This window comes from Micromonospora sp. NPDC000668, from assembly GCF_042897975.1.
Classification (GTDB): domain Bacteria; phylum Actinomycetota; class Actinomycetes; order Mycobacteriales; family Micromonosporaceae; genus Micromonospora.
On the sequence record NZ_JBIAYP010000001.1, the window covers coordinates 933,204 to 947,265 of the forward strand.

General features: G+C 68.5%; 14 protein-coding genes. 9 read left to right on the forward strand and 5 right to left on the reverse strand.

From position 1 onward, the window contains the following. The first annotated feature begins 182 nt into the window (after positions 1–182). From ACFY29_RS04210 to ACFY29_RS04230, 5 genes are all read left to right on the forward strand, one after another. Entirely contained in the window at positions 183–1,724 is a 1,542-nt protein-coding gene (locus ACFY29_RS04210) for a phenylacetate--CoA ligase family protein (RefSeq protein ID WP_386983305.1), read from the forward strand. After that, the gene (locus ACFY29_RS04215) at positions 1,721–2,167 is read left to right on the forward strand and encodes a DUF4188 domain-containing protein (RefSeq protein ID WP_386983307.1); all 447 of its coding nucleotides are present in this window, start codon (positions 1,721–1,723) and stop codon (positions 2,165–2,167) included. Before ACFY29_RS04210 ends, ACFY29_RS04215 begins: the two co-directional genes overlap by 4 nt. Continuing rightward, on the forward strand, positions 2,164–3,318 hold the full coding sequence (locus tag ACFY29_RS04220) for a GNAT family N-acetyltransferase (RefSeq protein ID WP_386983309.1): 1,155 nt from the start codon (positions 2,164–2,166) through the stop codon (positions 3,316–3,318). Before ACFY29_RS04215 ends, ACFY29_RS04220 begins: the two co-directional genes overlap by 4 nt. Continuing rightward, the gene (locus ACFY29_RS04225; protein ID WP_386983310.1) at positions 3,315–4,208 is read left to right on the forward strand and encodes a hypothetical protein; all 894 of its coding nucleotides are present in this window, start codon (positions 3,315–3,317) and stop codon (positions 4,206–4,208) included. The genes ACFY29_RS04220 and ACFY29_RS04225 overlap by 4 nt, the downstream gene beginning before the upstream one ends. Before the next feature lie 172 nt (positions 4,209–4,380). Then, positions 4,381–4,818: a hypothetical protein gene (locus ACFY29_RS04230; RefSeq protein WP_386983311.1), complete on the forward strand. Its 438-nt coding sequence runs from the start codon at positions 4,381–4,383 to the stop codon at positions 4,816–4,818. 26 nt (positions 4,819–4,844) lie between these two features. Here the strand turns inward: ACFY29_RS04230 and ACFY29_RS04235 are convergent, their stop codons facing one another. Next, positions 4,845–5,126 carry a YrhB domain-containing protein gene (locus ACFY29_RS04235; RefSeq protein WP_386983313.1) on the reverse strand — a complete coding sequence of 94 codons (282 nt, stop codon included), beginning with the start codon at positions 5,124–5,126 and terminating at the stop codon, positions 4,845–4,847. A 284-nt stretch (positions 5,127–5,410) separates the two neighbouring features. Between ACFY29_RS04235 and ACFY29_RS04240 the strand changes: the two genes are divergently transcribed. Then, positions 5,411–6,346: a hypothetical protein gene (locus ACFY29_RS04240; RefSeq protein WP_386983315.1), complete on the forward strand. Its 936-nt coding sequence runs from the start codon at positions 5,411–5,413 to the stop codon at positions 6,344–6,346. Positions 6,347–6,494: 148 nt separating this feature from the next. Here ACFY29_RS04240 and ACFY29_RS04245 read toward each other — a convergent pair whose 3' ends face one another. Together ACFY29_RS04245 and ACFY29_RS04250 are read right to left on the reverse strand one after the other, a co-directional pair. Then, positions 6,495–6,662, reverse strand: a complete 168-nt coding sequence (locus tag ACFY29_RS04245) for a hypothetical protein (RefSeq protein ID WP_386983316.1) — start codon at positions 6,660–6,662, stop codon at positions 6,495–6,497. 16 nt (positions 6,663–6,678) lie between these two features. Next, positions 6,679–7,398, reverse strand: coding sequence for a class I SAM-dependent methyltransferase (locus ACFY29_RS04250; RefSeq protein ID WP_386983318.1), 720 nt, complete (start codon positions 7,396–7,398; stop codon positions 6,679–6,681). Positions 7,399–7,659: 261 nt separating this feature from the next. On the opposite strand from ACFY29_RS04250, the gene ACFY29_RS04255 reads away from it, so the two are divergent. Both ACFY29_RS04255 and ACFY29_RS04260 read left to right on the forward strand, forming a co-directional pair. Continuing rightward, positions 7,660–8,811 carry a glycoside hydrolase domain-containing protein gene (locus ACFY29_RS04255; RefSeq protein WP_386983320.1) on the forward strand — a complete coding sequence of 384 codons (1,152 nt, stop codon included), beginning with the start codon at positions 7,660–7,662 and terminating at the stop codon, positions 8,809–8,811. Positions 8,812–9,091: 280 nt separating this feature from the next. Then, positions 9,092–11,083, forward strand: coding sequence for an acyl-CoA dehydrogenase (locus tag ACFY29_RS04260; protein ID WP_386983322.1), 1,992 nt, complete (start codon positions 9,092–9,094; stop codon positions 11,081–11,083). 161 nt (positions 11,084–11,244) lie between these two features. On the opposite strand, the gene ACFY29_RS04265 is transcribed toward ACFY29_RS04260, so the two are convergent. After that, the gene (locus tag ACFY29_RS04265; RefSeq protein ID WP_328418258.1) at positions 11,245–11,667 is read right to left on the reverse strand and encodes a MarR family transcriptional regulator; all 423 of its coding nucleotides are present in this window, start codon (positions 11,665–11,667) and stop codon (positions 11,245–11,247) included. Between the two features lie 147 nt (positions 11,668–11,814). On the opposite strand from ACFY29_RS04265, the gene eno reads away from it, so the two are divergent. Then, on the forward strand, positions 11,815–13,122 hold the full coding sequence (gene eno / locus ACFY29_RS04270) for a phosphopyruvate hydratase (RefSeq protein ID WP_386983324.1): 1,308 nt from the start codon (positions 11,815–11,817) through the stop codon (positions 13,120–13,122). Between the two features lie 259 nt (positions 13,123–13,381). Here eno and ACFY29_RS04275 read toward each other — a convergent pair whose 3' ends face one another. Next, positions 13,382–13,675: a hypothetical protein gene (locus tag ACFY29_RS04275; RefSeq protein ID WP_386983325.1), complete on the reverse strand. Its 294-nt coding sequence runs from the start codon at positions 13,673–13,675 to the stop codon at positions 13,382–13,384. Positions 13,676–14,062 lie beyond the last annotated feature (387 nt).

The following is a 14,062-nucleotide window of genomic DNA, read 5'->3' on the forward strand; positions in this document are numbered from 1 at the left end:
TCTCGACCGGGTCGACCTCGCCTGACAGGCACCAACCGACGAGCCCGCCGATCCCTCAGCGATCGACCGGGCTCGTCGGCTTGAACCCGGCCGCGCCGACGGGCGCCGGCCGGCCCGGGATACTTAGACACCTGAGTATCCGTCATCAGGCTTCTGGCTCGACGGTTCAATAGTGTGGCCGCGTGGTGACATTCCTGCGTCGGTGGACCCTACGCTCCGCGAGCTTCGCCCTGACCTGGCTCTACACGCTCTACCGGATCCATCCGGCGGTGTGGCGGCTCACGGCACGTCAGTACCGTCCGTACATGGGTCGCTTCGCCCGGCTGCACGCCTGGATGACCTGCCAGTTCGCCGCGATCGACGTGCCCGCGTACGGCGACTTCCTACGCCGCAACCATTGGCGGTTCCGGTGGTTCGACCTGTCGTCGTACCCGCAGACGGACAAGCGGTCGTACGTGCAGGCGTACCCGGAGGCGCAGCGTTGTTGGCACGGTGAGATCGAGATCGCCGGCAGCGTGGTCGATGAGTCGTCGGGCTCGTCCGGTCAGCCGTTCAACTGGATCCGCAGCCGCCGTGAGTTGCGCTCGGTCCACAAGAACCTGGCCGGCTACGCGACCATGGTGTTTCCGTCGAAGCGGCGGTTCGTCATCAACGCGTACTCGATGGGCGCCTGGGCTACCGGCACCAACACCGGCATCGCCATGTCCACGATCGCGATGGTGAAGAACACCGGGCCGGACCTGCAGAAGATCGTCGACACCCTGTTGTACTTCGGGCCCGGATTCGACTACATCGTCACCGCGTATCCGCCGTTCCTCAAGCACCTACGCGACAAGCTCGACGCTGAGGACTTCCCGTGGGCCGAGTACCGCATCAGCGGTCTGGTCGGTGGTGAGGGGATGACCGAGGCGCTGCGCGACTACCTGCAGGAGCGCTTCGTCAAGGTGCGCTCCGGCTACGGAGCCAGTGACCTCACCATCGGCATCGCCGGGGAGAGCGACTTCAGTGTCTGGGTCCGTCGACGACTGCGTACCGACGCCGCACTGCGGACCGCCCTGCTCGGCGCCGACGAGCACCGGCTGCCGATGGTCTTTCAGTACAACCCGCTTGAGACGTACCTGGAGACCACCCCGGACCATGAGGTGCTCTGCACGATCAACTCGACGGCGGTGCTCAATCCCCGAGTCCGCTACAACATTGGCGACGAGGGCCGGCTGATCTCGTATCCGCACGTCCTGGCCGCGATCGCCGACCCCGCGGCGAGGGCCGCCGCGGACCGCGCCTGGCAGATCGACCGGATGCGGTTGCCACTGCTCTTTTTGTACGGCCGCAAGGACAGCACGATCTCGTACATGGGCGCCAACATCTACCCCCAGGACGTCGAGTACGGCCTCTACACCGGCAATTCCCAGGCGCACCTGCTGCAGAGCTTCTGCCTGCAGTTGACCGAGCAGGCCGACCTGGAGAGCCGGCCGGTCGTCAACCTGCAACTTCGCGAGGGCCTGGCGCTCGGCCCCGATGAGCGGCAAACCCTCATCCACACCTGCCGCGCGGGGGTTTTGCGTCACCTCGCCGAGGTCAGCCGGGACTTCGCCGAGTCCCTCGCCGAGGATCCGTCCGCCGCCGACCTGCGGGTGGAGGTCCACGAGTATGGCACCGGCCCATTCGCCGACGCCGCCTCCAAGATCAAGAACGTATACCTGGTGAGGGGCGTGACGGCGTGAGGACCACCGACTTCTCCGCAGCGCCTCCGGTGGGCCAGGCGACCGCCATGTTCGTCGGCGCCACCCGCTACCGCGGGCCGCGCTCGATTCTCACGCTCACCCGGACGTGGTTCAAGATGGTCCGGCAGATGAGACGGATGGACGGGTACCGGTGGCACACCGTGTATTACCAGTTCCCGTTCACGCTCGGCACCATCGCCTTCTTCAGCGACCGCGACGCGCTGCTGAAGTTCGCCCGCAGCCGCCACCACCGCGACCTGATGTGTTGGGTGACCGATCACGGCACGAAGAACGCGACCGGTGGCTACATCCGCCTGTACGGTGCCGAGCCCGAGGGTTACAGCAACGGCATCTGGCGCGCTGAGTCGGACGGCATGGCGCACGTACCGACCTTCACCCCTCTGTCTACCGAGACGTCCGGCCCGCCGGTGCACCGCGCATGAGACTGGTTCCCGTGCAGTCGCGGGCCGACCTGCGAGCGTTCGTCGACTTCCCGCTCCGGCTCCACCCGACGGACCGGTACGTACCCCTGCTGTCATCGGTCATCGCGACCCACCGCCGCACCGCCGAACTGTTCCTGGTCCGCGACCGCAACGGCGTCGTCGTGGGGCGCACCAGCATGCACCGCAGCGCGGCCTTCGACGCCAAGGTGGGCCCACGGCAGCTGTTCGGGCACACCGAGTTCGTCGATGACGACGGCGTCTTCGCCGCCATCATGGACACGGTCGAGACCAGGGCGAACGGCCGACCACTGTTCGGACCGGTGGCACAGCTGCCGAACCAGACCGGTGGGGTGATCACCTCCGGCTTCGCCGACCGCGGCTTTGTGGACTCCGCGTGGAACCCCGCCTACTACCCGGACATGTACGAACGGCACGGCTTCCACCGTCGCTTCGAGGCCGACACCTGGCTGGTCGACCTCAACGGCACGGCCACGGGTGCTCCGGTCGCCGCCGGTGCTCCGCTTGCCGCCGGTGCTCCGCTTGCCGCCTGTGCTCCGGCCGCCGCCGACCATGACCACGGATTCGCCTTCGACGACGGCCGGATCGCCGCCGAACAGCTCGTCATCCGGCACGGCTCCCGGTGGCACCTGCGCAGCCAACTGCCGATCCTGCGGCGGATGCTCAACGCGAGCTTCGCGCAACTCGGCTACTACACCGACATCTCCGCCGATCAGCTGGCCGAGCAGACCGACGGCCTCGCGTTCCTGCTCGACGAGGCGCTGCTTCTCTGGCTGGAGAAGGCCGGCCGACCCGTCGCGTTCGTCGTCACCGTGCCGGACATCTCCGAGTACCTCATGAGCGTCGGTGGCCGGCTCGGCGTCATCAATCAGCTCCGCCTCCTCGCCACCCGCGGCCGGTACCGGAGCGACGCCGTCCTCATCATCAAGGGCACCATGCCCGACGAGCAGGGCAAGGGGTACCTGACGCTGCTGTCCAGGGAACTGCACCGCAACCTCGCCAGCAACGGGTACCGGACACTGCGCAGCACCTTCGTCGAGCGGACAAACGTCGCCTCGGCCGCTCAGTACCGGCGCGCCGGCGGGCGGCCCCTGCACGGGTACACCTTCTACGAGAGAGGGGCGGCGGCGTGAGCTGGGTCGAGCAGTTGCGGGCCAACGAGGCGGTCTGCCGCCGGGCACCGAGCGCGCACAACACGCAGCCGTGGCGACCGGAGTACCGCGCCGACGAGATCATCATCGGCGTCGATCCCGCCCGCCGCCTACCCGACTCCGACCCGACCGGGCGTGACCTGGCCCTCGGCATCGGCGCATTCGTCGAGACGTGCCTCATCGTCTCCGCCGAACTTGGCCTCACCGTCACCGCGGCGCCCGGTCCGCGACTGATCCCCGCAGCAAATCGGTACGCCACTCCGTTCACGATCGCCGACGTCGAGGCCCGCCGGGTCGCCCGTGGTCCATACGCGCCCGGGTACGTCGACGCCGCCGTCATCGCCGACCTCGGGCCCGGCATCGCGCACGTTCCGACCCGAGATCTCGCTCCGGATCTGGCGGTCGCCGACCGGTGGCTGTTCGGCACACCAGCCGTCGCGGTCGAGTTGCGTGACTGGCTGCGCCTCAGCCCACACCATCCTCGATACCACCTCGACGGGCTCACCGACCGGGCGCTCACCCTGTCCCGGTACGAAGCGCGGGTCCTGTCCGCCGCACTTCGCGCGTACCCGGTCACCCGCCGGCTGGGCCTTCCGGCGCTGCTGGCCGCCAGCGGCCGCGGCCTGTTGCGCTGCGACGGCAGCATCCTGGTTCTACTCGCCGACGGCGACGACCACATCGCCGCAGGCCGGCGTCTTCTGCGTACGTGGCTGACTCTCGCCCGGCACGGCCTGGCGGTCCATCCACTCAGCCAGCTCATCGACTGCCCGGCGACGGCCAGTCGGCTCGCCGAACGGGTGGGCGGCGAACCGCTCGCGGTGTTTCGCGTCGGTCGACCCCTCGCCGAGCCGGTCCGCTCGGCCCGACGCTAGCGGGCCGTCCCCTGTGCTCGGCGATACGACGATTCAGCGGATGGACCACATCGGCTTGTAGCCGGTGGCACAGGATCGGCCCAGTTCCTGGGAACGGCTCGACTGAGGTCAACAGATCTGCGACGCGGACCAGCGGCATAACAGGGTGTTTGCGGCTGTCTAGGGTGACGGCATGTCAGAGGTGGTCATCGAGTTGGAGCTCGGTCTTCCGCATTGGGACCCAAACGATCCAGAAGCAGTGGTCTATGTCGACGAGAGGCGTGCTGCCGCAGCCCTCAATCCGCACCCGGACGATGCGGACCGCCGGGCTCTGGTGCTCGTGTGGTCAGGGTGTCGCTGGGCGGCCCATGGCGCGCCGAATGACGAGGGGCGTCGGGCTCACCGGCTTCACTCCAAAGGCCTGAACGGCATCCTGTGGTTAGGCACCGTGCGGGAGAGCTCGACCGTCGAGGGCATATGCGCAGGCAGGGCAACCAGCGCTGACTCGCTGAAGCACTACGTGCTGCCGCTGAAGGAGACCACCCTCGAAGTGGTAGCCGAAGATCTCCGCGCGGTTCGCGTGGCGGGCCCTACCCGCCAAGCTCTCGTATCAGTCGTGGTCGGCTCCTGAGCGCGCGGCGCATGATGTCAGTGCGTTCAGCGGAGGGTGAGCCGATGCTCGGCGATCTGTTCTTCCACCGGTCGACCGGACCAGGCCAACCATGGGTCCGCGCCCGACTTGGGCACGACCACAGGTCCGTTGCCTGCCAACGCGTCGGAAACGCGGCCTGACTCGATGAAGGCGCGGGACTGGTAGCTCACGGACCAAGCGGTCTCGTGCCCTCGCGCACCGGTGATCACCCACTCACCGGTGCGGATCTCGCCAATGCGGTCAGCGAGCAGGGCAAATGCGATCCCGCGAGCCTCTTCATCGGTCATTCTCGTGACCCTAACGCTGGAACGCGACGCAGGACCGAGCCAAGGCGCTGTCATCAGCAGATGAGCGGGTCCTACGTCTGAGCATCACGACCGGCGAGTGCTGACACGATCGGGTCCGCCAAAGAGGCCTCCAAGCCGAAGAGCCTGGTCACAGCGTTGCCCGTGGGATCGGCGTCCCAGATGACGGCACGGCCGGCAGGCCCTCGGCACGTCCCTCCTGCGGGGGAGCGCCTTCCCCTGTCGGCGGGGGCCGCCCACGTCGGGGCGCCGGAAGGATCGGGTGCATGACGACATCGGCATCGATCGTTCGCAGGACCGGCCACGGCCTGACGTACGCAGTGCTCGGCTGGGCTGTGGCATACGGGGGTGTGCGTCTGGCGTGGACGATCGGCGAGGCTCCGGAGTTCGGGCAGTTCGGGTCGGACCTGCTCGGTTTCACCGGCTGGCGGTCGGTGGCGTTGTGCGTTGCCGCGGGTGCTCTGGCGGTTGCGTTGGACCGGGTGGAGACCTGGCGGCCGGCGCTCGCAGGTGTCGCCTGGACGGTCGCTGGTGCACTGATCGCGGCAGCCGCGATCCTGCTGCCGGAGTTGGTGGGCCTCCTGCTGTTCACGGTCGGCCCGTATTTCGACCCGGTAGCGTTCGCCAGCCGGCTCGGTTGCGTCACCGGAGCGGTCCTGCTCAGTCTGGCCACCGCCCACTATCAGCGACGCACCCGGGGCGACTGTCCGGACTGCTGCCGGACGGTCCGACCGGGTCTGCGGCGCTCAACACCCGCGCGGTGGGCACGGTGGGCCGCGTACGCCGCGGTAGCCGGCCTCGTCACCCGCTTCGCGGCCCAGGTCGTGGTGGGATTCGACGGCCTCACGCAGGACGCCTCCGTGATCGGGTTGGAGATCGGCCTGTTGCTGGCTGGAGTGCTGTTGCCGCTGGCGCTGGTACACCGCTGGGGCGAGATCTGGCCGGGGTGGGTGCCGCTGCTCGCCGGCCGCACGATCCCTCGCCTGCTGTTACTGGTGCCCGGCTTCGGGCTCGGGGCAGGCATCGTCGCCTACTTCGGCATGGGGCTGGTGCAGTTGACGTCGGGATCGATCAGCCAGTTCTCCGACACGTTCCTCTGGGTGGCGATGTCGGCGTACTGCATCCTGGGACTCGGCCTCATCTCGGCGTCAAGCGACTACCACCTGCGCACCCGCGCCACGTGCAGGGCCTGCGGCCGGTGACAGGTTCTACTCGGGCCCCTACCGGGGGATTCCTCCGGGCCCGGAGTCTCCTCGGCCAACAACGAGATCGTCTACGGCTTCGTGCGCGACCCAGTCGGCGTCGAGTGACGCCGAGACGGGCCCTGATCGCCCGTAGCCAACAGGAAGATCAGGCGTGGAAGCCGGCACCCCGACCGAGCAGGCCCGCATCCGCGACGCCCGTCCCGCCGGATCCCCGCCCACCCGGGCAACCCAGCCACTGCGCGTCGAACGACGCGTCAGGTGCCGCCGCACCCTCGTCATCGCCGGCCAGAAGATCCACGTCGGCATCGGCCACGCCGGCGTCGGTGCGGTCAGTGGTCTTCGGCGTAGTGGGAGTGCACGGCGGGTTGTCCGGTGTAGTTGGCACCAGCGCGATCGTCGGCGCCGAGGTAGCGGTACGGGAGGCGGACTTCACGGCGGCCGGTGCAGCTGATCCGGCGTCGACGGGAGTCGTAGGAGAACCCGGCGGCGCGGAGTCGGGCGGTGAGGCGCTGCCCAGCGGGTCGCCCGTCAGGAAGCCGGACGCTGGACAGGTCCAGGTCGGCCACGAGCCGGCCGGTGAGAGTCAGCCAGCCGGCGGCCCGGGTCAGGACGGCGAGCTTGTCTCCGACGTAGTGCAGTCCGTGCAGACAGGTGATCAAGTCGAACGTCCGCGTAGGTGTCCAGTTGGTGACGGAGGCGCAGATCAGCTCCAGGTTCAGCGGTGATGCCGGTACGGGATCGAAGGCGTCGACCAGGTCGACCCCGACGAGGACCGTCCGCTCGGTCAGCCCTGCCAGGCGCAGCTCCCCGGCAGCCTGGATCAACGCCCGACCAGTGCCGCAGCACAGATCCAGCCAACCAGCGACTGCCGAAGGTTCGGCCCGGTCGGCGGCGGCGAGAACGTCGAGAGGGTTGAACCCCAACTCCCGGGTGTAGCTGTTGACCCCGGACAGCTGCCGCTCGCGGTTCATGGCGCAGTTGGCCACCACCGTCGACCGCTCCAAGGCGTCGTTGCCAAGCAGTTCGAAACCGGCGCGCTGGTCAACCACTGGAACATCATTCCAGAGACAGCTCCTCAGACTGAACCCCCGACCATCTTGTGTCCGAAGCGACCCAAGCCCTCTATTGCTGTTCATCGATTCGTGGTAGAAATCTTTCGTGGTGCCCGTTCCGAGGCGAGGATTTCTTCAAACGGAGGCAGCGTGAGAGTCATTGCCGGATGGCTAGCGGGTCTCACCGTTGCCGCAGGACTCGTGGCGCCGATCGACTCGATTGCTGTGGCCGCGACACCCGCACAAGCATCGACTGCAGTGACGCCGCTGGCCACCGGCCCGCAACCCGGCACCTTTACCGGCCGGGGATTCGACACCTGCGCCGCCCCGTCACAGGCTGCGATGAACACGTGGCGGGCCAGCTCGCCCTACGGCGCGATCGGCATCTACATCAGCGGGGCCAGCCGCACCTGCTCCCAGCCCAACCTCACCGCGACCTGGGTGACCAACCAGACCAGTAACGGATGGCGGCTACTCCCCATCGAACTCGGGTACCAGGCACCGTGCGGCACCCGCACGCCGAAGATGTCCGCCGACCCCACCACCGCCCGGTCACAAGGCGTCTCCGCGGCGAACAGCGCCGCGAATGCCGCCCAGGCACTGGGCATCGGCAGTGCGAGCACCATCTACAACGACATCGAGCAGTACCCGTCGAACGCGTCGTGCCGGGCTGCGGTGCTGTCGTTCCTGTCCGGCTGGGTCGAGCAACTGCACGTACGCGGCTACCTCGCTGGCATGTACTCCAGCGGCTCGTCCGGCATCAAGGACGTCTGCGACGCGTACGGCAACCCGACCTACACGCGACTCGATCAGATCTGGATCGCCTGGTGGAACGGAATGGCTGACACGGACGCCGGAAGTTACTGCGCCGATGCCTACTACGCGAACCAGCAGCGCGTGCACCAGTACGCCGGCGATGTCACCGAGACGTGGGGTGGCGTGACGATGAAAATCGACCGCAACTACCTCGACGTGAGGGTTACGCAGACCCCGCCGCAGCAGTGGACCACGACAATCGACAACAGCACCTCGGGCGGGTTCACGGCGAGCACCGAATGGGGCACGTCGGCCTACTCCGGCCAGCGGTTCGGCACCGATTACCGATTCGCCAACCCGTTGTCCTCCAGCGACGTCGCCTGGTACCGGTCGACCATCCCGGCGACCGGAAACTATGAGATCTCGGTCTGGTACCCGGCCGACGCGGGCTACAACAACCAGACGCCGTACCTCGTGGAGACCACCACAGGGAGTAAGTCCGTGTCCGTCAATCAGCGAGTCAACGGCGGCCGATGGGTCTCGATCGGCGTGTTCACCCTGGTGGCGGGCACGGGCAACAAGGTCGGCGTGAGTCGCTGGACCAGTGGCACCGGATTCGTGGTCGCCGACGCGGTGCGGATCACCCGGGTCTGAACTCCCTCGCTGGCCGAGTGACACCTGGTCGAGCCGCGAACTCGAGTCCCGGTCCGCCACCACGCTCAGGCCGCGTCGTGCCGGATTCCTCGATGGCGCGGACCGGCCGCTTGCACGATCAGTTGACGCCGACGGGCGCGCTCATTCGGGGCGCCGTCGGCACGACGCACGGCGATGGTGTCGGGTCTCACCGCTGTCTCTCACCGGACCGATGTAGGGGGCCGGTACTCTTGATCAGGTACAGACTGTACCCATATGTCCGCCATCCCGAGGGGTGACCATGCCCGATCACGCGTCTGGCCGCATCGACCTCGCCCGCCTGCAGGAAGTGCTCGACGGACCGTGGGCCGAGGTTCGCAACGCGCACCGGGATCACCTCGACGAGCGCTTCCTCCCGGTGTACGGCGAGACCGGTGACCAGGCACGTGAGCGGATCAGCCGGCTGCTCACCGAACTTCCTGTCGAGCTGGGCATCGCGTCGGGCTTCCCCACTGAGTACGGCGGCAGATCCGACGTCGGCGGCTCGATCGTCGCCACCGAGATGCTGGCGCAGGTCGACCTGTCGCTGATGGTCAAGGCGGGCGTGCAGTGGGGCCTGTTCGGCGGCGCGGTCGCGGCCCTCGGCACGCAGCGGCACCACGACGCGTACCTACGGGACATCATCTCGGGCAAGATCTTCGGCTGCTTCGCGATGACCGAGACCGGCCACGGCTCCGACGTCCAGCAGCTGCGCACCACCTGCACGTACGACCCGCAGACGCAGACCTTCGATCTGCACACCCCGCACGAGGCGGCCCGGAAGGACTACATCGGCAACGCGGCCCGGGACGGGCGGATGGCGGTGGTCTTCGCGCAGCTGATCACCAACGGGCGACGGCACGGCGTACACGCGTGGCTTGTCCCGATCCGCGACGCGCAGGGCAACCCGCTGCCCGGCGTGACCATCGGTGACGCCGGGCCCAAGGCCGGCCTGCTCGGCGTTGACAACGGGCGGCTCAGCTTCGACCACGTACGAGTGCCGCAGGACATGTTGCTGGACCGGCACGGTCAGGTCGCGGAGGACGGGACGTACTCCAGCCCGATTGAGAACGACTCCCGGCGCTTCTTCACCATGCTCGGCACCCTGGTCCGCGGCCGGGTGAGCGTGGGCGGCGCCGCGTCGGCGGCCACCAAATCGGCGCTGACCATCGCGGTGCGCTACGGCGACATCCGCCGCCAGTTCGGCACGCCCGACGCCGACCGGGAGGTGCTGCTCAACGACTACCTGGCCCACCAACGCAAGCTGCTGCCCGCCCTGGCCACCACGTACGCGCTGAACTTCGCCCAGGCCGAGCTGGTCGCCGCGCTCAGTGAGGTGCAGGGCGGCGACGGGCCGGTCGACGAGCACCGGCAAAGGGAGCTGGAGTCCCGGGCCGCCGGTCTCAAGGCCGCGCAGACCTGGCACGCGACGCGCACCATCCAAATGTGCCGCGAGGCATGCGGCGGCGCCGGCTACCTGGCTGAGAACCGGCTACCCAGTCTCAAGGCCGACACCGATGTCTTCACCACGTTCGAGGGCGACAACACGGTGCTGCTGCAGCTGGTTGCCAAGGGGCTGCTCACCGGCCACCGGGACGAGTTCGGCTCGTTGGACGGCTGGGGGCGCGCCTCCTTCGTCGCCGAACAGGTCCGCGAGATGGTGCTCGAGCGCACCGCCGCGCGGTCGCTCATCGAGCGGCTGATCAGCGCCGTGCCCGGCCGTGACGAGGAAGTCGCCGTCACCGACCGCGGCTGGCAGCTCAAGGTTTTCGAGGACCGCGAAAGGCACCTCCTCGACGGCGCGGTCCGCCGCCTCCGCAACGGCGCGGCCACGAAGAAGGACCATCCCTTCGACATCTTCAACGACGTTCAGGACCACGTCCTCGCCGTTGCCACCGCGCACATCGACCGAGTCACCCTGGAGGCGTTCGTCGCCGGTATCGAAGACACCACGGACCCGGCGGTCCAGGCGCTGCTCTCCCGGATCTGTGACCTGTACGCGCTCAGCGTCATCGAGACCAACAAGGGATGGTTCCTGGAGCACGGCCGTTTCACGCCGGCCCGCGCCAAGGCGATCACCGCCGTGGTGAACGGTCTACTCAAAGAACTGCGCCCGCACATGCGGACGCTCGTGGACGGTTTCGCCATCCCGGACACGTGGCTGCACTGCGCTGTCCTGCGCGAGGAACCCCGCCGGCAGGAGACCATGGTCGCCCATGACGCCGCCGGTGATCCGCAGGCAGTCCCGGCGTAGGCAGAAGGTTCGTCCGGCGTGCCGGCCGGAAGTCCTCGTACTGGATGTGCTTGGGCTTTCAGCCGGTGCGGCGAAGGGGGTACCTCCCTGCTCGAGCGAAGCCGAGAGCATGGGGGCGCGTGCCAGGCGTCGCGACGGGGCGAACGTTGCCTGTCGGGGCACTAGCGTGTGGCGAGCCGCTCCAGCAGGGCGGCGCTCCGTGCCAGCAAGGCCCGCTCCTCATCCGTGAGTTCGGCCTCGATGGCCTGCGCGAGCCAACCGGCCCTGCGGCCGCGCTCCGCTTCGAGCGCGGCCCGGCCCGCGTCCGACAGCTCGACCAGCGACTTGCGGCCGTCCGTGGGGTGCGCCCGGCGCGTGATCAGGTTCTGTTCTATGAGCAGCCCCACCGTCCGGGCCATCGACTGGGGGCGTACGCGCTGATCGGCGGCGAGGTCGCTGGTAGTCATGGTGCCGTCGCGATCGAGTGCACCGAGCACGGCGACCTGGCCCAGCGGGATGCGGTCCTCGTGTTTGACGCGTCGGGTGAGCTTGCCCATTGCGGTGCGCAGTTCGGCGGCGATGGCGGCGGCTTCCGAGGTGGGCATAGGGCACCTTACACCATTGGTCAGCAAAGCTGTGCACCTAACCTGCACAGCAACACTGAGCAGCATTGCTGTAGGTTTGCCGATGTCGGGCTCAGCGCCAGCGTTGTCGCAGCCGGGGCCACGGCACGACAACGGGAAGGACCTCCCATGTCCGCAAAGGCAGTCGGAACCGTCAACGCCGCCATCGAGACCGTCACCGCCCGCCGGATCATCGACAGTCGGGGCAACCCCACGGTCGAGGTCGACGTCGTCCTAACGGACGGGTCCCTGGGGCGCGCGGCTGTCCCCTCCGGCGCCTCCACCGGCGCCCGGGAGGCCGTGGAACTTCGCGACGGGGACTCCGCGCGCTGGCACGGCAAGGGCGTCGACCGCGCGGTGGCCCACGTCAACGGGGAGATCGCGGCGTCCGTGCGCGGCCGGGACGCGGCGGACCAGGCGGGTCTCGACGCCGCGCTGGTCGCCCTCGACGGCACCGCCACGAAGTCTCGGCTCGGCGCGAACGCGATCCTCGGCGTCTCCCTCGCCGCCGCCAAGGCCGCCGCGGCGGCCCACCGCCAGCCCCTCTACCGCTACCTCGGCGGCGCCGACGCCCACCTCCTGCCGCTGCCGATGATGAACATCGTCAACGGCGGCGCCCACGCCGACAATCCGCTGGATTTCCAGGAGTTCATGATCGCGCCCATGGGCGCGGACACCTTCGCCGAAGCCGTCCGCATGGGCAGCGAGGTCTTCCACACCCTGCGCCGCGATCTGCTGGCCGCCGGGCACTCCACGGGCGTCGGCGACGAGGGTGGCTTCGCGCCCGCGCTGCGTACCGCTGAGGAAGCGCTCGACTTCGTGATGACCGCCATCGAGCGCACCGGCTACCGCCCCGGCACGGACATCGGCCTGGTCATGGACCCGGCGTCGTCGGAGTTCTTCCGCGACGGGGTGTACGACTACGCGGGCGAGGGGGTGCGCCGCACCCCCTTGGAGCACGCCGACTACCTCGCCAAGCTCATCGACGCCTACCCGGTCGTCTCCATCGAGGACCCGATGGCGGAGAACGACCTGGACGGCTGGCGCGACCTGACCGCCCGTGTCGGCGACCGCTGTCAGCTCACCGGCGACGACGTGTTCTGCACCAACGAAACGCTGCTGCGCGAGGGCATCCGCACCGGCGTCGGCAACTCGGTCCTGGTCAAGGTCAATCAGATCGGGACCCTGACCGAGGCGCTGGCCGCGGTGACCACGGCCCACCAGGCGGGCTGGACGGCTGTCATGTCGCACCGCTCGGGCGAGACGGAGGACACCACCATCGCGGATCTGGCGGTGGCGACCGGCTGCGGTCAGATCAAGACCGGCTCGCTCTCCCGCTCCGACCGCACGGCGAAGTACAACCAACTGATCCGGATCGAAGAGGAGCTGGGCGACTCGGCGCGCTTCGCGGGCCGCTCCGCACTGCGTCGGGCGTGAACAGCAGGCAGAGGTAGAGACCACGCGGGCCCCCCGATCACGATCGGAGGGCCCGCTCGCGTGTCGGGGAGACAAATCTCCCTGGGCTGTTCAACCCCGTGTGACCTGCGCCTTCCCGGACCGGTCGGCACCGCGGGTCGACTGGAACCAGCCAGTGCCGGATCAGGCATGCTGGTTGAACGCGGAGTCGAGGTCGATCACGTCATGGCCTACCGGTGGGTGCAGCGGCTCACTCCACTGCTGGCCGACGATGGGAGCGTCAGTCCACGTCGCGCCGAGCAGTAGCCATGTCCGAGATGGCGCTCGCCAGATCCTCTGGCAGCGAGGGTCGGATTTCGTCCGCTATCTCTTCGACCAGGCGCGCCATGTCGAGGATGGCAGAAAGTTCTCGGCCCTCGCTCAGGGCACTTCCAAGGCCGGCCAGCGGTGTGCCGAGTTCCCGGTCAACTCGGTCCGGCAGCGCATCGAAATAAACCATGTCCTCGGTGAGCACAAGATCGACCAAGGACTGAGCGGCCTCCCGAAACGCGTGGGCAGCGTGTGTGCGTTCCATGAGCCTACGAACCTCCAACAACTCGACCGCGTGGTTGGTGCACGTCTTGAGCCTCGGTGTCGCCGGCAGCTGGCCGGCTCTGGGCGTGGATCGGCTGTTCAGGCAGCGTAGACGGCGGTGGCGTCGTCGCTGCGTTTGTTGCGGGCCCACTCCAGAGCGGCAGATGAGTACGCCTGAAAAGCTTCGGCTTTCCCGCGCTCCGCGGGAGCGGCGCGACCCTGCATGGTGGTCTCGATGGCCGCCGTAGTGTGTCTGCCGTGGCAGGTCGTTGGCTCCGGAAAACGGGCCCGAAGGTGACATCGTTGCTGCTCAGCGGCCTGGCCGGGACACGGCCGGGTGAGCTCTTCGCCACGGTGACCTTTTCACCGGCCTGCACCCAATCGGGCT

Coding starts and splice junctions, on each gene's coding strand:
- eno (WP_386983324.1), top strand. CDS start 11,815: ATGTCCGCAAAGGCAGTCGGAACCGTCAACGCCGCCATCGAGACCGTC.
- ACFY29_RS04235 (WP_386983313.1), bottom strand. CDS start 5,126: ATGACCGATGAAGAGGCTCGCGGGATCGCATTTGCCCTGCTCGCTGAC.
- ACFY29_RS04265 (WP_328418258.1), bottom strand. CDS start 11,667: ATGCCCACCTCGGAAGCCGCCGCCATCGCCGCCGAACTGCGCACCGCA.
- ACFY29_RS04275 (WP_386983325.1), bottom strand. CDS start 13,675: ATGGAACGCACACACGCTGCCCACGCGTTTCGGGAGGCCGCTCAGTCC.
- ACFY29_RS04220 (WP_386983309.1), top strand. CDS start 2,164: ATGAGACTGGTTCCCGTGCAGTCGCGGGCCGACCTGCGAGCGTTCGTC.
- ACFY29_RS04230 (WP_386983311.1), top strand. CDS start 4,381: ATGTCAGAGGTGGTCATCGAGTTGGAGCTCGGTCTTCCGCATTGGGAC.
- ACFY29_RS04240 (WP_386983315.1), top strand. CDS start 5,411: ATGACGACATCGGCATCGATCGTTCGCAGGACCGGCCACGGCCTGACG.
- ACFY29_RS04260 (WP_386983322.1), top strand. CDS start 9,092: ATGCCCGATCACGCGTCTGGCCGCATCGACCTCGCCCGCCTGCAGGAA.